At 69.5% G+C, this 19,006-nt stretch carries 16 protein-coding genes and 1 pseudogene; 8 read left to right on the top strand and 9 right to left on the bottom strand.

The genetic code is table 11. From position 1 onward, the window contains the following. Positions 1–202 precede the first annotated feature (202 nt). Together QF035_RS30775 and QF035_RS30770 are read left to right on the top strand one after the other, a co-directional pair. Positions 203–2,131, top strand: coding sequence for a 2-oxoacid:acceptor oxidoreductase subunit alpha (locus tag QF035_RS30775; RefSeq protein ID WP_307523745.1), 1,929 nt, complete (start codon positions 203–205; stop codon positions 2,129–2,131). Continuing rightward, positions 2,124–3,218: a 2-oxoacid:ferredoxin oxidoreductase subunit beta gene (locus QF035_RS30770; protein ID WP_307523744.1), complete on the top strand. Its 1,095-nt coding sequence runs from the start codon at positions 2,124–2,126 to the stop codon at positions 3,216–3,218. Before QF035_RS30775 ends, QF035_RS30770 begins: the two co-directional genes overlap by 8 nt. A gap of 63 nt (positions 3,219–3,281) precedes the next feature. Here QF035_RS30770 and QF035_RS30765 read toward each other — a convergent pair whose 3' ends face one another. Further along, positions 3,282–3,644: a winged helix-turn-helix transcriptional regulator gene (locus tag QF035_RS30765; protein WP_307531557.1), complete on the bottom strand. Its 363-nt coding sequence runs from the start codon at positions 3,642–3,644 to the stop codon at positions 3,282–3,284. Positions 3,645–3,869: 225 nt separating this feature from the next. On the opposite strand from QF035_RS30765, the gene QF035_RS30760 reads away from it, so the two are divergent. Both QF035_RS30760 and rarD read left to right on the top strand, forming a co-directional pair. Further along, positions 3,870–4,724 (top strand): SDR family oxidoreductase, encoded by an 855-nt coding sequence (locus QF035_RS30760; RefSeq protein ID WP_307523743.1) that lies wholly within the window; start codon positions 3,870–3,872, stop codon positions 4,722–4,724. A gap of 201 nt (positions 4,725–4,925) precedes the next feature. Next, positions 4,926–5,933, top strand: coding sequence for an EamA family transporter RarD (gene rarD, locus QF035_RS30755; RefSeq protein ID WP_307531555.1), 1,008 nt, complete (start codon positions 4,926–4,928; stop codon positions 5,931–5,933). Positions 5,934–5,977: 44 nt separating this feature from the next. Here the strand turns inward: rarD and QF035_RS30750 are convergent, their stop codons facing one another. Then, positions 5,978–7,210, bottom strand: a complete 1,233-nt coding sequence (locus tag QF035_RS30750) for a 4-hydroxybenzoate 3-monooxygenase (protein ID WP_307523742.1) — start codon at positions 7,208–7,210, stop codon at positions 5,978–5,980. 35 nt (positions 7,211–7,245) lie between these two features. Further along, positions 7,246–8,847, bottom strand: coding sequence for an MFS transporter (locus QF035_RS30745; protein ID WP_307523741.1), 1,602 nt, complete (start codon positions 8,845–8,847; stop codon positions 7,246–7,248). Between the two features lie 92 nt (positions 8,848–8,939). On the opposite strand from QF035_RS30745, the gene QF035_RS30740 reads away from it, so the two are divergent. Beyond that, complete coding sequence (locus tag QF035_RS30740; RefSeq protein ID WP_307523740.1) at positions 8,940–9,374, top strand: winged helix-turn-helix transcriptional regulator; 435 nt, start codon at positions 8,940–8,942, stop codon at positions 9,372–9,374. 239 nt (positions 9,375–9,613) lie between these two features. Here the strand turns inward: QF035_RS30740 and QF035_RS30735 are convergent, their stop codons facing one another. Continuing rightward, the gene (locus tag QF035_RS30735; protein ID WP_307531553.1) at positions 9,614–10,195 is read right to left on the bottom strand and encodes a CGNR zinc finger domain-containing protein; all 582 of its coding nucleotides are present in this window, start codon (positions 10,193–10,195) and stop codon (positions 9,614–9,616) included. Between the two features lie 52 nt (positions 10,196–10,247). Between QF035_RS30735 and QF035_RS30730 the strand changes: the two genes are divergently transcribed. Then, a complete protein-coding gene (locus QF035_RS30730; RefSeq protein WP_307523739.1) occupies positions 10,248–10,742 on the top strand; it encodes a VOC family protein in 495 nt (164 codons plus the stop codon). A gap of 309 nt (positions 10,743–11,051) precedes the next feature. Continuing rightward, positions 11,052–11,993, top strand: coding sequence for a M28 family metallopeptidase (locus QF035_RS30725; protein WP_307523738.1), 942 nt, complete (start codon positions 11,052–11,054; stop codon positions 11,991–11,993). A gap of 57 nt (positions 11,994–12,050) precedes the next feature. Here the strand turns inward: QF035_RS30725 and QF035_RS30720 are convergent. Beyond that, positions 12,051–13,327, bottom strand: a pseudogene (locus QF035_RS30720) (RNA-guided endonuclease InsQ/TnpB family protein). A gap of 334 nt (positions 13,328–13,661) precedes the next feature. On the opposite strand from QF035_RS30720, the gene QF035_RS30715 reads away from it, so the two are divergent. Further along, the gene (locus tag QF035_RS30715; protein ID WP_307523737.1) at positions 13,662–14,243 is read left to right on the top strand and encodes a flavodoxin family protein; all 582 of its coding nucleotides are present in this window, start codon (positions 13,662–13,664) and stop codon (positions 14,241–14,243) included. A gap of 37 nt (positions 14,244–14,280) precedes the next feature. Here the strand turns inward: QF035_RS30715 and QF035_RS30710 are convergent, their stop codons facing one another. The 4 genes from QF035_RS30710 to QF035_RS30695 form a co-directional block, all read right to left on the bottom strand. Then, on the bottom strand, positions 14,281–15,189 hold the full coding sequence (locus QF035_RS30710) for an ABC transporter permease (RefSeq protein WP_307523736.1): 909 nt from the start codon (positions 15,187–15,189) through the stop codon (positions 14,281–14,283). Beyond that, positions 15,176–16,243 carry an ABC transporter ATP-binding protein gene (locus QF035_RS30705; RefSeq protein WP_307523735.1) on the bottom strand — a complete coding sequence of 356 codons (1,068 nt, stop codon included), beginning with the start codon at positions 16,241–16,243 and terminating at the stop codon, positions 15,176–15,178. The genes QF035_RS30710 and QF035_RS30705 overlap by 14 nt, the downstream gene beginning before the upstream one ends. 49 nt (positions 16,244–16,292) lie before the next feature. Next, positions 16,293–17,504 carry a LolA family protein gene (locus QF035_RS30700; protein ID WP_307523734.1) on the bottom strand — a complete coding sequence of 404 codons (1,212 nt, stop codon included), beginning with the start codon at positions 17,502–17,504 and terminating at the stop codon, positions 16,293–16,295. A gap of 346 nt (positions 17,505–17,850) precedes the next feature. Continuing rightward, positions 17,851–18,882, bottom strand: coding sequence for a CHRD domain-containing protein (locus QF035_RS30695; protein ID WP_307523733.1), 1,032 nt, complete (start codon positions 18,880–18,882; stop codon positions 17,851–17,853). Between the last annotated feature and the right edge of the window lie 124 nt (positions 18,883–19,006).

Raw genomic sequence — 19,006 nt, 5'->3', positions numbered from 1 at the left:
CAAAGGATGAGCACCAAGCGTCTTCACAGGTAACGCCGGGGGGCGGATAAATCGTGGCAAATCAGGGTGTCCAGCGGTCTCAAAAAGGGGTCCACCGTACGAACGGTCAGGGGAAGGCGACCCTTAGCGACGTAGGGTTGGACCCGGGATGGCCTGCGGGAGGGCCGATCCCGGACAGCCGCCTCGAAGGAGGTTCACTTCAGTGACCAGTCAGGTCAGCAGTCCAGCCGAGCATGCCGACGGAACCGTCGTAGGAGAACAGCGCAAACCGGCGGGCACAAAGGACGTACGCCGGCTGGACCGGGTGATCATCCGGTTCGCGGGGGACTCCGGTGACGGTATGCAGCTCACCGGAGACCGCTTCACCTCCGAGACTGCATCGTTCGGGAACGACCTTTCGACACTGCCGAACTTCCCCGCCGAGATCCGCGCGCCCGCAGGCACCCTGCCGGGCGTTTCGTCTTTCCAGCTGCATTTCGCCGACCACGACATCCTCACCCCCGGCGACGCGCCCAACGTCCTGGTGGCGATGAACCCGGCCGCCCTGAAGGCCAACATCGCCGACGTGCCGCGCGGCGCGGAGATCATCGTCAACACGGACGAGTTCACCAAACGGGCGATGCAGAAGGTCGGCTACGCCACGAGCCCCCTGGAGGACGGTTCGCTGGACGGCTACAGCGTCCACCCCGTCCCCCTCACCACGCTCACCGTCGAGGCGCTCAAGGAGTTCGACCTCACCCGCAAGGAGGCCGAGCGCAGCAAGAACATGTTCGCGCTGGGCCTGCTGAGCTGGATGTACCACCGGCCGACCGAGGGCACCGAGAAGTTCCTCACCACCAAGTTCGCCAAGAAGCCGGACATCGCGGCGGCCAACATCGCCGCGTTCCGCGCGGGCTGGAACTTCGGCGAGACCACCGAGGACTTCGCGGTCTCCTACGAGATCGCGCCGGCCACCGCGGCGTTCCCGACCGGCACCTACCGCAACATCTCCGGGAACCTGGCCCTGTCCTACGGCCTCATCGCCGCCTCGGCCCAGGCGGACCTGCCCCTCTACCTGGGCTCGTATCCGATCACCCCGGCCTCGGACATCCTGCACGAACTCAGCAAGCACAAGAACTTCGGCGTACGGACCTTCCAGGCCGAGGACGAGATCGCCGGCATCGGCGCCGCACTCGGAGCGGCCTTCGGCGGATCCCTCGCCGTCACCACCACCTCCGGCCCCGGTGTCGCCCTCAAGAGCGAGACGATCGGGCTCGCCGTCTCCCTCGAACTGCCGCTGCTGGTCATCGACATCCAGCGCGGCGGCCCCTCCACCGGCCTGCCCACCAAGACCGAACAGGCCGACCTGCTCCAGGCCATGTTCGGCCGCAACGGCGAGGCACCGGTGCCGATCGTGGCCCCGCAGACCCCCGCCGACTGCTTCGACGCGGCCATCGAGGCCGCCCGCATCGCCCTCACCTACCGCACCCCGGTCCTGCTGCTGTCCGACGGCTACCTGGCCAACGGAAGCGAACCGTGGCGGATCCCGGAGACCGACGAACTGCCCGACCTGCGCGTGCAGTTCGCCCAGGGCCCCAACCACACGCTGGACGACGGCACCGAGGTCTTCTGGCCCTACAAGCGCGACCCGGGGACCCTCGCCCGGCCGTGGGCGATCCCGGGTACGCCGGGTCTGGAACACCGGATCGGCGGCATCGAGAAGCAGGACGGCACGGGCAACATCTCCTACGACCCGGCCAACCACGACTTCATGGTGCGTACCCGTCAGGCGAAGATCGACGGCATCGACGTACCGGATGTCGAGGTCGACGACCCGCACGGGGCCACCACCCTCGTCCTGGGCTGGGGCTCCACCTATGGACCCATCACCGCGGCGGTACGACGGCTGCGGGCGGCCGGGGAGGCGATCGCGCAGGCGCACATGCGGCACCTCAACCCCTTCCCCGCGAATCTCGGCACCGTGCTGAAGGCGTACGACAAGGTGGTGGTCCCCGAGATGAACCTCGGGCAGCTCGCCACCCTGGTCAGGGCGAAATACCTGGTGGACGCCCACTCCTACAACCAGGTCAACGGAATGCCGTTCAAGGCCGAACAGCTTGCCACGGCTCTCAAGGAGGCCATCGATGGCTGAGACGACCACGGAAGGCCCGGGCACGATCGAGGCGCTCACTCTGGTGCCCAAGGCCGAGGCCAGGCAGTCCATGAAGGACTTCAAGTCCGACCAGGAAGTGCGCTGGTGCCCCGGCTGCGGTGACTACGCGATCCTCGCGGCGGTGCAGGGCTTCATGCCCGAACTGGGTCTCGCCAAGGAGAACATCGTCTTCGTCTCGGGCATCGGCTGCTCGTCCCGTTTCCCGTACTACATGAACACGTACGGGATGCACTCCATCCACGGCCGCGCCCCCGCCATCGCGACCGGGCTCGCCTCCTCCCGCCGGGACCTGAGCGTGTGGGTGGTGACCGGTGACGGCGACGCGCTGTCCATCGGCGGCAACCACCTCATCCACGCCCTGCGCCGGAACGTGAACCTCAAGATCCTGCTCTTCAACAACCGGATCTACGGACTCACCAAGGGCCAGTACAGCCCCACTTCAGAGGTCGGCAAGATCACCAAGTCCACGCCGATGGGCTCTCTGGACGCGCCCTTCAACCCGGTGTCGCTGGCGATCGGCGCGGAGGCGTCGTTCGTGGCGCGGACCGTGGACTCCGACCGCAAGCACCTCACCGAGGTCCTGCGGCAGGCCGCGGCCCACCCGGGCACCGCCCTCGTCGAGATCTATCAGAACTGCAACATCTTCAACGACGGCGCCTTCGAGGTCCTCAAGGACAGGCAGCAGGCCGAGGAGGCGGTGATCCGCCTGGAGCACGGGCGGCAGATCCGCTTCGGTGCCCCGCTCGACAGCGGCCTCGGCTCCAAGGGCGTCGTGCGCGACGCCGTGACCGGCGACCTGAAGGTCGTCACCGTCACTCCGGAGAACGAGCCGCAGATCCTGGTCCACGACGCGCACTCCGCCTCCCCCACCACGGCGTTCGCGCTGTCCCGGCTCGCCGACCCGGACACGCTGCACCACACGCCGATCGGCGTCCTGAGGGCCGTCGACCGCCCGGTCTACGACACACAGATGGCCGACCAGCTCGACGCGGCCATCGAGCAGAACGGCAAGGGCGACCTGTCGGCGCTGCTCGCGGGCGGGGACACCTGGACGGTCGTCGGCTGACACGGCCGTACGGACGCGGTGGAGGCTGACGCCGTCGTACGGATTCGGTGAGGCCCGGGCTCTTCAGGCCCGGGCCTCACCGTTTGCCTGGCGGGCCCTCAGCTCGTCGTATGCCTGGCGCGCCTCCAGTACGGCGTCCATCCGCTGCTCGGTCCAGCTCGCGAGCGTCTTCACCTGGTCGGCGGCCTCGCGGCCCAGGTCCGTGAGCGAGTAGTCGACGCGCGGCGGGATGACCGGCTTGGCGTCCCGGTTCACGAGACCGTCGCGCTCCAGGGTCTGCAGGGTCTGGGTGAGCATCTTCTCGCTGACCCTGCCGATCGCGCGGCGCAGCTCGCTGAAGCGGTACGGGCGCTCCAGCAGGACGATCAGGACGAGGACGCCCCAGCGGCTGGTGACGTGCTCCAGGACGAGGCGGTACGGGCACATCGCCTCGCCCTCGACGCTCCACTTGGCGGTCAGCGAGGAACTGCCCGCTGCCGCGGCACCGCGGGAACCGCCGGTTGCCACGGCACCGCCGGTCGCTGTGGAAGCACTCACTGCTGAATCACTTACGGCCATGCCAGTACCTTACTTCAAAGTGGGTACTTTCGCAGAGTTAGTGCCGCTCCTATGGTTAGTGGCATACCCAGCCCACAAGGAGTTGTTTCCACCATGAGCATCGTCGTCACCGGAGCCACCGGACACCTCGGCCGTTTCGTCATCGAGGGACTGCTGGAGAAGGTCCCGGCCGACCAGATCACGGCTGTCGTCCGCAGCGAGGAGAAGGCTGCGGGCTTCGCGGCCCGTGGCGTGAAGCTCGCGATCGCCGACTACAACGCCCCCGAGACCTTCGATGGCCTCTTCTCCGCCGGCGACAAGGTGCTGCTCATCTCGGGCAACGAGTTCGACAAGGGCCGCGTCGCCCAGCACAAGGTCGTCCTCGACGCCGCCAAGGCCGCCGACGTCGCGCTCCTCGCGTACACCAGCGCCCCCAGCAGCCTGACCGCCGCACTGGCCGACGACCACCGCGGCACCGAGGCGGCGATCCTGGAGTCCGGTGTGACGTATGCCTTCCTCCGCAACGGCTGGTACAACGAGAACTACACCGAGAATCTGGCCCCGGTCCTGGAGTACAACGCCGTCGTCCAGGCCGCCGGTGAGGGCAAGGTTTCCTCGGCCTCCCGCGCGGACTACGCGGCCGCCGCCGTAGCCGTGCTGACCGGTGAGGGCCACGAGAACAAGGCGTACGAGCTGGGCGGTGACACCGCGTGGGGCTTCGCCGAGTACGCGGCCGAGGTGGCCAAGGCGTCCGGCAAGGAGATCGCCTACAACTCCGTCCCCGTCGAGGCGTACAAGGGCATCCTGACCGGCGCCGGGCTCCCCGAGCCCTTTGCCGCGATCCTGGCCGGCGTCGACGCGTCGATCGAGAAGGGCGAGCTGGTCGTCGCCACCGGTGACCTGTCCCGGCTGACCGGCCGGCCGACCACGCCGATCGCGGAGTCGATCGCGGCGGCACTGAAGGGCTGACCTCCGACCCACCGGAAGCACTCCCCGTTTGCGACCCGCGGGAAGCACCCCCGCCTGTCATGACCGTATGGCGATACGGGCATGACAGGCGGGGGTGCTCGGCGCTACCTTCTTGGAGGTTGCGCGTGGTTCGGACGCCGCGCGTCCGCAGCGTGGTGAGAGGGAGGGGCCGTGCCGGTGGAGTCCAAGGGCGAACAGCACATAGGTCTGGATTCCAAGGGCGAACAGCGGATCGGTCTGCTGAACGGCTTCGCGGCGTACGGCATGTGGGGGCTCGTGCCCCTGTTCTGGCCGCTCCTCGAACCCGCGGGAGCGGCGGAGATCCTCGCCCACCGCATGGTGTGGTCCCTCGGCATCGTGGTGATCGCGCTCGTGGTGATGCGGCGCTGGGCCTGGGCCGGTCCACTGCTGCGGCAGCCGCGCAGACTGGGCCTGATCACCGTCGCGGCGGCCACCATCACGGTCAACTGGGGCGTCTACATCTGGGCCGTGAACGCCGGCCACGTGGTGGAGGCGTCCCTCGGCTACTTCATCAACCCGCTCGTCACCATCGCGATGGGCGTCCTGCTCCTGAAGGAGCGGCTGCGGCCCGCGCAGTGGGCGGCGGTCGGCATCGGCTTCGCCGCGGTGCTCGTACTGACCATCGGGTACGGCCAACCGCCGTGGATCTCCCTCTGCCTCGCCTTCTCCTTCGCGACGTACGGGCTGGTGAAGAAGAAGGTCAACCTCGGCGGTCTCGAATCGCTGGCCGCGGAGACCGCGATCCAGTTCCTGCCCGCGCTCGGCTATCTGCTGTGGCTGTCGTCCCGGGGCGACGCGACCTTCGGCGGCGAGGGCGCCGGGCACGCGGCGCTGCTGGCCGCGACCGGTGTGGTGACCGCGGTGCCGCTCGTGTGCTTCGGGGCGGCGGCGATCCGGGTACCGCTGTCGACGCTGGGACTGCTGCAGTACCTGGCACCCGTGCTGCAGTTCCTGCTCGGCATCCTGTACTTCCACGAGGCGATGCCCGCCGAGCGGTGGGCCGGGTTCGCGCTGGTGTGGGCCGCGTTGTCGCTGCTCACGTGGGATGCGCTGCGGACTGCGCGGAAGTCGCGGACGGTGCTGCGCGAGGCGGCGACGGCGGCGACCGCCGCCGCGGAAGCTGCACGGGAGGCGGCGGCCGCGAACCCGACCACCACCAGCGGCACCACCACCAGCACGAACACGTAGTCGGTGACGGCGTCAGTGGTCGACGGCGTCAGTAGTCATCAGCGTCAGTAATCCGTGTCCTTGCCGAGGAACAGTTCCGCGAAGCCGGTCGCCGCGGCGGGTGAGCCGAGGATCCGCCGCAGCCTGGCCATCGAGGTGCCCGCCTTGAACGGATCGCCGGACGAGGCGCCGTGGTACACGTCGGAGAGCCACTGCGAGAACTCCTGGTACTGCCACACCCGCCGAAGACAGGCCGCCGAGTAGCCGCGCAGCCCGCTGTCGTCCCCCTTGCCGTAGTACGCGACGAGCGCGTCGCCGAGCAGCAGGGAGTCGTGGATCGCGAGGTTCATGCCCTTCGCGCCGATCGGTGCGAGGAGGTGGGCCGCGTCGCCGGCCAGATACAGCCGCCCATGCGCCATCGGCTCCACCACGTAGTTGTGCATGGCCAGGACCCGCTTCTCGATCAGCTTGCCCTCGTTGAGCGGCCGGGCCCCCTCCGCCCCGAGGCGTGCGTGGAGCTCGGCCCATACGCGCTCGTGCGACCAGTTCTCCGGGTCGTCGTCGGGCGGGCACTCCAGGTAGTAGCGGGTGACCTGCGGGCTGCGGGCCATGTGACCGGCGAACCCGCGCGGATGGATGCCGAAGACGACACAGTCGGACGACGGCGGCGCCTCGGCCAGCAGCGCCAGCCAGCCGACACCGAAGTCGTGCCGGGCGACGGTGACGTGCTCCGCGGGCATACGGTCCCGGGTCACCCCGCGCGCTCCGTCGCAGCCCGCGATGAACTCGCAGTCCAGGCGCACCCGTTCGCCCGTCTCCGGATCCGTGTACGCCACCGAGGGCCGGTCCGTGTCGATCCCGGCCGGCTCGACGTCGCGGACGCCGAACCGGATGTCGCCGCCCCGGACGTCCGCGTACTCCCGCACCAGGTCCGTCACCAGCAGCGGCTGCGGGTACACGTAGTGGCGGTGGCCCGACACATCGGCGTACGGGAACCTGTGGCGCTCTCCGGCGAACCGGAACTCGCACTCGGTGTGCGCCACGGTGTTCTCCAGGAGCCGGTCCGCCAGGCCCCGCCCCTCCAGCGCGCGGACCGCCCACTCCTCCAGGAAGCCCGCGCGCGGCCGCTGTTCGATGAACGCCCTGCTCTCGTTCTCCAGCACCACGCAGTCGACGGAGGCGGCCCGGAGGATGTTGGCGAGGGTGAGTCCCGCGGGCCCCGCCCCCACGATGACGACGCGGGTGCGCTGCGGGTGGACGGGAGCGGGGGCGGACGGAGCGGAGGCGTCTGCGGTCATGCGAACAGTATGGCGAATCCGGTGTGGCGCGCTTGTCAACTCGAAGCCTGCCGGGCGGGGTTGGCGGACGCGTCGGGAACGGCGGCGGTGGCCGTGGCTGCGATGTCGGCAGCGGTGGCGGTGGTCGCGGCCGTGGTGGGTGCGGCGGGTACGGCAGGGGCTCCGGCCGACGGCGGCTTCGTACGGCTTCTGAGGCCGAAGGACGACAGCAGCGCGCCCAGTGTCACCATCGCCACCGGGACGATCAGGGCCGCGCGGAAGGCGGAGAGGGTGGCGTCCGGGTCGGAGCCCGCGGAGGCGCCGGAGGAGGCCAGACCGTACACCGCCGTCACCGCCGAGATGCCGATCGCCGAGCCGAACTGGGTGGCCGTGTGCAACAGACCGCTCGCCAGGCCCTGTTCGGACTCCGCCACACCGTCCGTCGCCGCGATCGTGAGCGGCCCGTAGGCCAGCGCGAAGGCGGTGCCCGCGATGATCAGGGTCGGGAACATCGCCGCGTACGACCAGTCCATGCCCACGGGAAGGAAGAGCCCGTACGCGACGACCGCCAGGACGAAGCCGCCGAGGATCACCTTGGCGTGGCCGAAGCGGGTGACCAGGCGCGGGGTGAGTGTGGGGGCGAGGATCGCGTCGCAGCCCAGCACCACCAGGGCGATCGCCGTCTGCAGGGAGGACCAGCCGCGCAGTTCCTGGAGGTAGAGCGTCAGGACGAACTGGAAGCCGAAGAAGGCGCCCACGAAGAGGAGCGCGCCGAGGTCGGCCCGTACGACGGAGCCGGTGCGGAGGATGCCGAGGCGCACGAGCGGGGTGGGGGTGCGGCGTTCGACGGCGACGAAGACGACGAGCAGGGTGGTGGCCGCGACGGCCGCGCCCGCGGTCAACTGCCAGCCGTCCAGGCCGTGTTCGAGACGGATGACGGCGTACGCGGCGAGCAGCATGGCGGCCGCGGCGGTGGTCGCGCCGAGGAGGTCGAAGCCTTCGGTACGCCGCCGGGGGCGCCCGGGGCTCTTCTCGTTCCCGGGTTCCGCGTTTCCGGGTTCCGCGTTCCCGGGTTCCGCGTTCCCGGGTTCCTCGGTGAGCGGCATGGCCGGGATCAGGCGTACCGCCGCCACGAGCAGGGCGCCCGCGAGCAGGACCGGGGCGAAGAAGACCCAGCGCCAGCCCAGTTGGGTGAGCAGGCCGCCGATGACCAGGCCGAGGGAGAAGCCGCCGGCCGCCGTGCCCGCGAAGACCAGCAAGGCCTTGTTGCGCTGCTCGCCCTCCTCGTACGACGTCGTGATGAGGGACAGCGCGGCCGGTGTCATGAACGCGGCCGAGACGCCGGTGACGAAGCGGGCGACGATCAGCGTCCAGCCCTCCGTGGCGAAGCCGCCCAGGCCCGAGAAGGCGAGGAAGACCGTCAGCCAGGTGAGGAACATCCGGCGACGGCCCAGCAGGTCGGCCGCGCGGCCGCCGAGCAGGGTGAAGCCGGCGTAGCCGAGTACGTACGCGCTCATCACCCAGGCCGCGGTGTCGGTCGGCAGGTCGAGGTCGGATCTGATGGAGGGGATCGCGACCGCCAGCATGGCGACGTCGATGCCCTCCAGGAAGATCGTTCCGCAGAGGACGAGCAGCAGGGCCCAGGCACGGGTGCCCATCACGACTCCTTGGGTCGGCGAAGGGGCGGTTACCCGAATGAGGGTCGGTTCCCTCTTGTAACCGGTGCCAGCCTGCGGCAGCATCGGCGGACATGGAAGAAGGCACTTTGGAGTCACCGAGTAAGTGCGCGGTAACCATGGACGGTGAGGACACCGATCCCTTCCAGTGGGACACCCGGGAGGACTGCCAGGTGCGGCAGATCCTCGACCGGGTGGCCGACAAGTGGTCGCTCCTCGTGATCGCCCTCCTCGACAACCGGCGGTTGCGGTTCACCGAGTTGCGGCGGGAGATCGACGGGGTGAGTCAGCGGATGCTGACGGTGACGCTGCGGCAGTTGGAGCGGGACGGGCTCGTGAAGCGGACTGTGCATCCTGTGGTGCCGCCTCGGGTGGAGTACGAGCTCACTCCCCTCGGCGGGACGCTCCACTCGACCATCCGGTCGCTGGTGGGGTGGACGGAGGCTCACCAGGGGGAGATCGCGGCGGCCCGGGAGGCCTATGACGAGCGGGTGGGGGCTGCTGGTTGAGGGGGCGGGCGGTTTTCGCCCCCGCCGCCCCTACCCATTCCCGTCCCCTGGGGCTCCGCCCCAGACCCCGTGGGGTGTCTTTTCGGGTGCGGGTTCGTTGTGGCTGGTCGCGCAGTTCCCCGCGCCCCTAAAGACCTGAGGGGCGCGGGGAACTGCGCAGTCTTTTGGCGGGGGTTCGGGGGCGGAGCACCTGAGCAAGTGACGGGACTGGGTAGGGGCGGCGGGGGCGAAGGAAAGCCTCAGCCATCCCCCTCCGCCACGCGGGCCCGATGCGATCGGGCCTTCTCTCGGTTGCCGCAGTGTTCCATCGCACACCACCGCCGCCGCCCGGGCCGCGAGGTGTCGACGAAGAGCAGCGCACAGTTGTGGGACCCGCACTCACGAATCCGCTCCGCGTACGGCCCGGTGAACAACTCCACCGCGTCACGCGCGACGGTGGCCAGCAATCGCGCCCCGGTGGCCCCCGGCGCCCACCCACGCGACCCGTCCGCCTCGACCCGAGCGGCAAGCGGCGCCCCGGCCGCGGCGGCGTTGACGACGTCGAGATGCCGGGCCTGGAGAGGCCGCCCATGAGCCCGGTCCGCGGCCAGCAGGAAGACCGCGTCCCGCAAGGCTCGCGTTCGCGCCAACTCCCCCTCGGTGACCGTCACTTGAAGCCCGCCGGGCAAACGGCTGCGCTCCACCCAGCGCACCAGATCCGCTGGCTCGTGCAGCACCTCGAACCGCGCGAACTCCCCCGGCCCGCCCGTCGTCACGAGCTCCATGCACAGCGCCCCGGGGTCGAAGCGGAACGACTTCCCCCCGTACGACACGAGAGTCATCCCGGGCGATTTCGTTGCACGCTCACTCACGTAACCACTATAACTGGTTACCATGACAGAGACCCAGCCCCAGCCCCAGACACCCTCGTCGGCACCGGCGCCCCTGCACTGGAAGCTCGTCATCGACGCCGCCGATCCGCACGCCCAGGCCGACTTCTGGGCCGCCACCCTCGGCTACCTGGTCGAGGACCACAGCGTCCTGGTCGAGCGTCTGCTCGGCTTCGGCGCCGTACCGCCCGAGGTCACCGTCGAGTCCCACGGCCGCCGGGCCTGGCGCGACGCCGCGGCCGTACGCCACCCCGACGATCCGTACGACAAGGACAGCGGGACCGGACTCGGACGACGGCTGCTCTTCCAGCGCGTGCCGGAGCCGAAGACGGTGAAGAACCGGGTGCATATCGACGTACACGCCGCGGACGGGCAGCGGACGGCGGAGGTCGCGCGGCTGACCGGGCTGGGGGCGGAGGTGCTCCGGGAGGTGAAGGAGCAGGGCGGCGAGTGGGTGGTGATGACGGACCCGGAGGGGAACGAGTTCTGCGTGCACTGACACGCGGGGACCCCCGCGGCGACCGGGGTGTCCGTCCGTACGCGGCCACCAGGGATGTCAGCCCGGGACGGACGCCCGCCCACGGCCACCTGGGCTGCGCCCGCCAAGCCGTCCGCGGCAAGAAGGAACAGGAAGCAGGGAACAGCCGCCCGAACACGGCGCACCCGGTGTCTCACGCGCGGCCGCGACCAGGGGAACTCCAGGGGTCCGTTATCCGAACAGCTCTGACCGGATTGCGCTCTTGACGGAACGTCAGCCTCAGCTTCACCATCAGGCACCCATTCCCGTATGGAATTCGGAGCCCCCCACATGAAGCTCTCTGTTCCCGGACGTGTCACGGGTGCCGCGGTCATAGCCGTCGCCGCACTCCTCACCACGAGCGCGATAGCCGACGCCGCGCCCGCGCGCGCGGCCGCCGCACCGGACATACCCGTCGCCAACGTCAAGGCCCATCTCACTCAACTGCAGTCCATCGCCACCGCCAACGGCGGCAACCGCGCCCATGGACGCGCCGGCTACAAGGCGTCCCTCGACTACGTGAAGGCCAAGCTGGACGCGGCCGGATTCACCACGACCATCCAGCAGTTCACCGCCTCCAGCCGCGTCGGCTACAACCTGATCGCCGACTGGCCCGGCGGCGACGCCAACCAGGTCGTCATGGCGGGATCCCACCTCGACAGCGTCACCTCGGGGGCCGGCATCAACGACAACGGCTCGGGCTCGGCGGCCCTGCTGGAAGCCGCGCTCACCGTGTCCCGCACCCAGTACCAGCCCACAAAGCATCTGCGGTTCGCCTGGTGGGGAGCCGAGGAGCTGGGCATGGTCGGCTCGCGCAACTACGTCAACGGCCTGACCACCGCCAACCGCGCCAAGATCAGCGGCTATCTCAACTTCGACATGATCGGATCGCCGAACCCCGGCTACTTCGTCTACGACGACGACCCGGCCATCGAGAAGACCCTCAAGGACTTCTACGCGGGTATAGGCGTCGCCACCGAGATCGAGACCGAGGGCGACGGCCGCTCGGACCACGCCCCCTTCAAGAGCGCGGGCATCCCCGTCGGCGGCGTCTTCACCGGCGCCAGCAGCACCAAGTCCGCGGCCCAGGCCGCCAAGTGGGGCGGCACGGCGGGCCAGTCGTTCGACCGCTGCTACCACTCCTCGTGCGACACGACGTCGAACATCAACGACACCGCCCTGAACCGGAACAGCGACGCACTGGCGTACGCGGTGTGGGAGCTCTCGGATTGACATGCTCCTCGCCCTGAAGGGCGAGGATTCTGGCCTTCTCTACCGGTTGCCGTGCCGCTACGCGGCACGGTTTCCGGTGGAGAATCCGTGGCTTCCTGTTTCTTCGCGCTGTGCCGGGATTGCTCCTGGTCTTACCGGCGCTCCGCAGGCCGATACCGCCAGTCCGGCGGCCTGTCTGACGTTGAGTGCGGCGTTGTGGTCCCGGTCGTGAACGGTGCCGCAGGCGGTACAGGTCCACTCCCGCACGTGCAGGAGCTTGGGCCCGTCCTTGACCCCGCAGGTCGAGCAGACCTGACTCGTCGGTGTGAACCGGCCGATCTTGACCAGGGTCCGGCCATACCGTTGCGCCTTGTACTCCAGCATGCTCACGAACGAAGACCATCCCGCGTCGTGCACGGACTTGGCCAGCCTGGTGCGCGCCAGTCCCGCCACCGACAGGTCCTCCACGGCGATCCCTTGGTTCTCGGAGATCAGCCGAGTGGAGAGCTGGTGATGGAACTCACGGCGGGCATCGGTGACCTTGACGTGGGCGCGGGCGACCTTGACACGGGCTTTCTCCCGGTTCTTCGAACCTTTCTGCTTGTGGGCCAGTTCCCGCTGGGCCTTCTTCAGTTTCTTCTCCGCGCGGCGCAGTAACCGCGGGGAATCGATCTCCGTGCCGTCGGACAGGACCGCGAAGTGGGTGAGGCCGAGGTCGGTGCCGATGGTGTGGTCGGTGGCAGGCATCCGCTCAGCGTCGTGGGCAGGGTCGGTGCCGATGGTGTGGTCGGTGGCAGGCATCCGCTCAGCGTCGTGGGCAGGGTCGGTGTCGATGACGAACGAGGCGAAGTACCGCCCGGCGGAGTCCTTGATCACGGTGACGGACGACGGCTGCGTGGGCAGGCTGCGGGACCACTTCACCTTCACCGCCCCGATCTTCGGCAGATTCAGACGGCCACTGTCGGTGATCTTCCAGCGGGCATTCGCGGTGAACCGGATCGACTGCCGGGCATCCTTACCGGACTTGAACCGGGGCGGGCCGGTTTTCGGGCCCTTGCGTGTGCCCTTGATGGAGGCGAAGAAATTGCGGTACGCGGTCTCGGCATCCCGCAGGGACTGCTGCAGGACGACGGCGGAGACCTCGCCGAGCCAGGACCGCTCGATCGTCTGTTTCACCTCGGCGATCAGACGGGCGGACAGCTCACCGGCCTTCGGGAAGGGCCTGCCGCCCTGCGGGCGTCCTCACGGGCCCGTACCGCGTCGTTGAACACGACACGGGCGCACCCGAACGCCCTCGCCAACGCGGTGCACTGACCGGCATCCGGGTACACACGAAACGAATACCGGAGCTGCATGCCGATCACACTAGGCCGGTCGAACAAGCACCGTCACCGGGAACGCAAGAGCGAACCCTCACCCCCACCGCGGCACAGTCCGGCTCCGCCGGAACGACACAGCGACACTCCGCGTCACAGCTACGAGACTCGCTTCACCACCGGGGTGAACCCCGGTGCACTGCGAATGAATCCCGGTAGCCGGATCCGCTCCGGACGGCTCCAGCGGGTTCAGCCCACTCAGGGCGGCTCCGGCCCGCCGCGGCCCGTTCTCCGGGGTAGCCGACGACTGCATGCGTGTGCATATACTGCGTACGCATGCAGTCGTCGTACGCCTTCCATGACGGAGCCGCTCATGACCCGCCACTTCCTCTTCATCCTGGGCAGCGCCCGCGACAGCGGCAACACCGAGCTGCTGGCCCGCAAGGCCGCGGAACAGCTGCCGGCCGGCGTCACACAGCAATGGCTGAGTCTCACCGAGCACCCGGTGCCCGATTTCGAGGACCTGCGCCACGACAGCGACCATGTCCGGCCGTCCGGCGACAACACGGCCCTGCTGCTCGACGCGACGCTCGCGGCGACGGACCTCGTCATCGCCTCCCCGCTGTACTGGTACTCCGTGTCCGCGCACACCAAGCGCTACCTGGACCACTGGTCGGGCTGGCTGCGCACCCCGGGCCTCGACTTCAAGAAGACGATGGCCGGGCGCATGCTGTGGGGCGTCACGGCCCTCGCGCACGAGGAGGAAGAGGTCGCCGACCCGCTGATCGGCACGCTCAACCACTCGGCCGCGTACCTGGGGATGCGATTCGGCGGAGTCCTCCTCGGCAACGGCAGCAAGCCCGGGGACGTCCTGACCGACTCCGCCGCCCTGACCCGCGCCAAGACGTTCTTCGCGCAGGAGCCCCCGCTCGCCCGCTTCCCGTACGACGGCTGAAGCCTCCGCCGCCTACGGAACCAAGGATGGCGCCGCTCTACGCGGTGATGTCCTTCGCCGTGAACCGCGCCCACGCGGCCGCGCCGAACACCGCCGCGTACAGCCCCTGGAGCTGCAGGTTGCGTATCAGGTCGTCCCAGTAGACCGGGTCGCGCATGAGGTCGGCGAAGGACAGCCAGTAGTGCGAGAAGAAGTACGGCTGTATCGCGTGCAGCTGGGGGATCTGGTCGAGGATCTGCACTGTGATGAGCAGGCCGACGGTCGTCGCCATCGCCGCGATCCCGCTGTTCGTCAGGGTGGAGACGAACAGGCCGAGGGCCGCGATCCCGATCAGTGACGCGGCAACGGCCAGCGCGATCAGCAGCGCCCGCCCGAGCCCCTCGCCGAAACTGATCCGCGTGCCGGAGATCGTCGTCAGCTCGCCCAGTGGGAACAGGAGCGCGCCCACGATGAGCGCCGAGCTCGCCACCACGAGGGTCGCGATGACGCAGAAGGCCAGCGTGGTCGCGTACTTGGTGATCAGCAGGCGGGTGCGGCCGGCCGGGGCGACCAGCAGATAGCGCAGTGTCCCCGCGTTGGCCTCGCCCGCAATCGCGTCGCCCGCGACGACGCCGACCGCCATCGGCAGGAAGAACGGCAGTGTGGCGGCGAGTGCGGTGAAGACCAGGAACAGTCCGTTGTTGGTGATCTGCGCGATGAAGGCGGGCCCCTCGCCTCCGCCGCCTCCGGCCGACGAGCCGTCGCTCGTCTCGATCTTGACCGCGATCCCGACCAGAACCGGCACCGCGGCCAGCACGCCGAGCAGCGCGATCGTCCGCCACCGCCGGAGTGTGGTCCCCAGCTCGTTGCGCAGCAGGCCGAGGGGCCACAGCGGGGTCGGCGTCCGTTCCCCGGCCGCTGTCTTAGCGGCCCGGGCCGACGGCTCGGTGAGCTCAGCCCGCGACATCGAATCCCTCCCCCGTGAGCGCCACGAACGCGTCCTCCAGCGAGGCCCGTTCCACCCCGAAGCCCCGGACGCGGACGCCCGCCGTCACCAGCGCCGCGTTCACCTCGGCGAGATCGCGCTCCAGTGGCTCGGCGGTCACACGGTCCTCGGCGACCACGACATCACTCACGCCCTGTTCCTTCAGCACCCGGGCCGCGTCGCCCGGATCCGGTGTCGTCACGACGAGCCGGCCGCGCGCGCCCGCCGCGAGGTCGGCCACCGGCCCCTGGGTGATCAGCCGTCCCTGGGCCATCACCGCCACGTGCGTACACACCTGCTCGATCTCGTCCAGCAGATGCGAGGACAGGAAGACGGTGGTGCCGTCCGACGCCAACTCCCTCACCAGGGAACGGATTTCCCGCATCCCCTGCGGGTCGAGCCCGTTGGTCGGCTCGTCCAGCACGAGCAGCCGGCGGGGCTGCAGCAGCGCCGCGGCGAGCCCGAGCCGCTGCTTCATCCCCAGGGAGTACGCCTTCGCCTTCTTGCCCGCGGCTGCCGTCAGCCCGACGCGGTCCAGCGCGGCCGCGACGCGTGTACGCCGGGTGCGCGGGTCGGCGGTCGGGTCGGCCGAGTCGTATCGCAGGAGGTTGTCGCGGCCGGAGAGGAAGCCGTAGAGAGCCGGTCCCTCGATGAGCGCGCCGACGTGCGGCAGCACGGCGCCGGTGGCGCGCGGCATGGGCTGCCCCAGCACGCGCGCCGTGCCGGACGTCGGCTCGATCAGGCCCATCAGCATTCTGATGGTGGTCGTCTTGCCGGAGCCGTTCGGCCCGAGGAAGCCGAAGACGCTGCCCGCCGGGACGGCCAGGTCGAGGCCGTCGACGGCGAGCTGTCCGCCGCGGTAGCGCTTGGTGAGGGCGCGGGTGGCGATCACGGTGTCACCCGTGTCCGCGGTCGCTGCCGCGTCCGCCACCGTGTCACCGGCTTTCGCCGTGTGCCCGGCCGCCGCGGTGTCGCCCGCGCCGGCCGTGCCGCGCTCACCCGCCATGTCACCGTCCGCGGTGGACAGTTCCGCCATCGACTCCCTCACTTCGCCTTTCCCACAAGGGGCTCCGGGACCGCGTGCGCTACTTCGCCGCGTTGGCCGCCTTCACCAGCGCGTCCTTGGTGACCGCGCCCGCGTAGACCTTGCCGTCGTCCGTGATGAGCGCGTTGACCAGGCGGGTCGAGAAGACCGTGCCCGAGCCGAACTTGCCGGTCACGTGGTCGCCCAGCGAGTCGAGGAAGCGGCCCGCGTCACCCGCGCCGGAGGACTCCGACGGCATGCCCTCGCCGCCGGTGTCGAACTGGGCTATCGAGCTCCAGCCCTCACCGATGACGTTCAGGCCCTGGAACTCCTTGCCCAGGTCCTCGCCGCCCTTGGGCCGCGCCCGGTCCGCCTTGCCCTCGGCCTTCCCCTCGTCGCCCTCGGTGACCTTCGTGCCCTTGGGCGGGCTGAAGTCGAAGGTGGACGCGGCCGGCTTGGAGAAGTCGACCTTGGTGAAGCCCGCGTCGATGACGGCCGCGCCGCCGCTCGCCGGGGTCAGCGTGAACTTCAGGGGCAGACCGGTCTTCGAGTCCACCGCGATGGAGATCGCGCCGACCGTCGAACCGGACGCCTTGGGCTTGATCAGCAGCTTGTAGGCGTCGCGGCCCGCGACCTGCGCCGTACCGTCGACCGTCACGGACGTCGTGTCGTCGGCCGCCTTCAGTGCCTCTTCGGCCAGCTCCTTGGGCGTGGCCGGCACGTCTTCGGCCTTGCCCTTCGTGCCCTTCTCGGCGGCGCCGGAGGAGTCCTTCACGTGGTACGCCTCGTTCGACGCGCTGTCGTACGCCCACACCTCGTCGCCGTTGTGGATCACGCTGTACTCGGCGGCCTTGTCGAGCAGCGAGAGCTTCTGCTTGTCCTCGCCGTCGGACGCGACCCGCAACGTGTGCGTACCGGACGCCAGTTCAAGCAGCTTGGACGACGGGTCCGCGGAGGAACCCGAGTCGTCGCCCCCGCCCATTCCGCCGCCGAGGCTGCTCTCCAGGCCGCCGAGGTTCGGCAGGCCGAGGTCCGTGCTGATCTTCACCGTGCCGGACAGCTGCTGTACGTCCGACGCGGCGATCTTCTCGATGAGCTGCTGGGCGGTGATGTCCGGCAGGTCCGGGTCTCCGGAACCGGCGAACGCCGGGACCAGCCCGATGGTCGCCGCCGCCACCCCCAGCACCGCGACGGGGACGACGTACCGAGCGGCTTTGCGTCGGCCGGTGCGCAGGTCCTCGTTCGTGTTGTCGTCGGATTCGTACGGTGCCATGTGTGCCCTACCTCCGTTGTCGGCGGCTGATGCACTCGTCCACCCCTGGCCGCCATTGTCACCCGAACTCCTGTGAAGTGGTGTGTCCAATCTGACCAAATCGGCCGGCGGAAAGCGTCAGACCTCGGAGCCAACTCCGTGTACACCTGCGGTATGACATGGGTGGACGGCGGCTCCCCCGACCCGTAGGGGTCGTGCGGGGAAGACGCCGTCCGTGTATCTCGCCGGAGCCGGGTGAAACCCTTTCAGATCCGGGTGGATCACTTCCTGGTCCCGGGTGGATCCCTTCCCGATCCGGGTGGACCGCTTCCGGATCCGACGGATCAGCCGGTGGTCAGCGGGCTGTTCACCGGTTCACGAACACGTAGTCCGCCCCGTACGGAACTCCCACGATCTTGCCCACCTTGCAGGACCCGGCCGGAGCGACCCCGCCCACGGTGTTCAGCCGCAGGATCTCCGCGGTGTTCGCGAGCAGCCCCCGGTGCTTGCCGGACTGCGTGGCCCTGAGGTCCAGTTCGGGGATGTTCTTGTCGCCGTTCGGGGTCTTGGAGATCAGCGCGCCCGTGACGGCGCTGCGGTCGGCCGCGATCCACTGCGGAGTACCCGAGTTGGGCTTCACGAACGAGTGCGCGATGGGACCGCCGAGCACGGCGGCCACGTCACGCTGGGCGAAGGACGTGGTGCCGTCGGCCGCCTTCTTGCACTCGTAGATCTGCTTGCCCTTGATGACGGACGCCTGGAAGTTGTTCAGCGCGTGCCGGAAGTCGAACTTCGTGGTGACCTTGTGGAGCTGGCCGCGGACGGCGCCGCCCGGGAACTCGGCGGTGTGCAGATTGGCGTAGAAACTGCCCGGGTCGGACTTCAGCTGCCCGAGCAGGGCGGCGTCCTTGACCTTGACCGTGCCGGTGACCGTGCGGCCCTTGGCGTTGCCCAGCAGCTTGGTGAAGTCGACCTTGACACCACCGTTGACACCCTTGGCGCCCTGGTGGATGTGGAGCAGGGTCGGCTTGCCGGTGCCGCGCCACTTGACGGCGACGGACACCTTGTCCCCCTTGACCTTGACGAACTCGAGCGCCGCGCCGTCCTTGTCACCGACGGCGGGGCCGCCCTGCACCGGCACCTCGTTGGCGCCGTTCAGGCTCGCGGCGAGGATGGTGCCACCGCTGCCGCCGGCGAGAGCGCCGCTCTGCACCTCGATGGACTGGCCCCCGTGCTCCGAGTGCCCCGTGCTCGCACTCACGCTCGAACCCTTGCCGGAGCTCCCGCTGTCGGCGACCGCCGGGATGACGGCGGCGGCGACTCCGGCCGCGGTGGCCACCGCGACGCCGGTCATGACGAGCTTCTTACGACGCTGCGCGAACGTAACGATTGTCCCCATGATTCTTTTTTCTCCCCGTAGTTCCGCTGACGCCCCCTGCGTCAGCTTCTATGGGGGACTACGGACCGGATCCGAAATTGGACTCGTTCCAGGTCTGTGACCTGCGTCACACACGGAAAGGGTC

This window comes from Streptomyces umbrinus (assembly GCF_030817415.1).
GTDB lineage: Bacteria > Actinomycetota > Actinomycetes > Streptomycetales > Streptomycetaceae > Streptomyces > Streptomyces umbrinus_A.
The sequence above is the reverse complement of the archived record's forward strand: the minus strand, read 5'-3'. Positions and strand labels throughout refer to the sequence as shown.

What these genes read in the sequence shown, in the direction of transcription:
- QF035_RS30745 (WP_307523741.1), bottom strand. Translation starts at nt 8,847, where the DNA reads ATGGGCACCCGTGCCTGGGCCCTGCTGCTCGTCCTCTGCGGAACGATC.
- QF035_RS30740 (WP_307523740.1), top strand. Translation starts at nt 8,940, where the DNA reads ATGGAAGAAGGCACTTTGGAGTCACCGAGTAAGTGCGCGGTAACCATG.
- QF035_RS30705 (WP_307523735.1), bottom strand. Translation starts at nt 16,243, where the DNA reads ATGGCGGAACTGTCCACCGCGGACGGTGACATGGCGGGTGAGCGCGGC.
- QF035_RS30760 (WP_307523743.1), top strand. Translation starts at nt 3,870, where the DNA reads ATGAGCATCGTCGTCACCGGAGCCACCGGACACCTCGGCCGTTTCGTC.
- QF035_RS30725 (WP_307523738.1), top strand. Translation starts at nt 11,052, where the DNA reads ATGAAGCTCTCTGTTCCCGGACGTGTCACGGGTGCCGCGGTCATAGCC.
- QF035_RS30765 (WP_307531557.1), bottom strand. Translation starts at nt 3,644, where the DNA reads ATGTGCCCGTACCGCCTCGTCCTGGAGCACGTCACCAGCCGCTGGGGC.
- QF035_RS30715 (WP_307523737.1), top strand. Translation starts at nt 13,662, where the DNA reads ATGACCCGCCACTTCCTCTTCATCCTGGGCAGCGCCCGCGACAGCGGC.
- QF035_RS30710 (WP_307523736.1), bottom strand. Translation starts at nt 15,189, where the DNA reads ATGTCGCGGGCTGAGCTCACCGAGCCGTCGGCCCGGGCCGCTAAGACA.
- QF035_RS30695 (WP_307523733.1), bottom strand. Translation starts at nt 18,882, where the DNA reads ATGGGGACAATCGTTACGTTCGCGCAGCGTCGTAAGAAGCTCGTCATG.
- QF035_RS30730 (WP_307523739.1), top strand. Translation starts at nt 10,248, where the DNA reads ATGACAGAGACCCAGCCCCAGCCCCAGACACCCTCGTCGGCACCGGCG.
- QF035_RS30750 (WP_307523742.1), bottom strand. Translation starts at nt 7,210, where the DNA reads ATGACCGCAGACGCCTCCGCTCCGTCCGCCCCCGCTCCCGTCCACCCG.
- QF035_RS30735 (WP_307531553.1), bottom strand. Translation starts at nt 10,195, where the DNA reads ATGACTCTCGTGTCGTACGGGGGGAAGTCGTTCCGCTTCGACCCCGGG.
- QF035_RS30770 (WP_307523744.1), top strand. Translation starts at nt 2,124, where the DNA reads ATGGCTGAGACGACCACGGAAGGCCCGGGCACGATCGAGGCGCTCACT.
- QF035_RS30700 (WP_307523734.1), bottom strand. Translation starts at nt 17,504, where the DNA reads ATGGCACCGTACGAATCCGACGACAACACGAACGAGGACCTGCGCACC.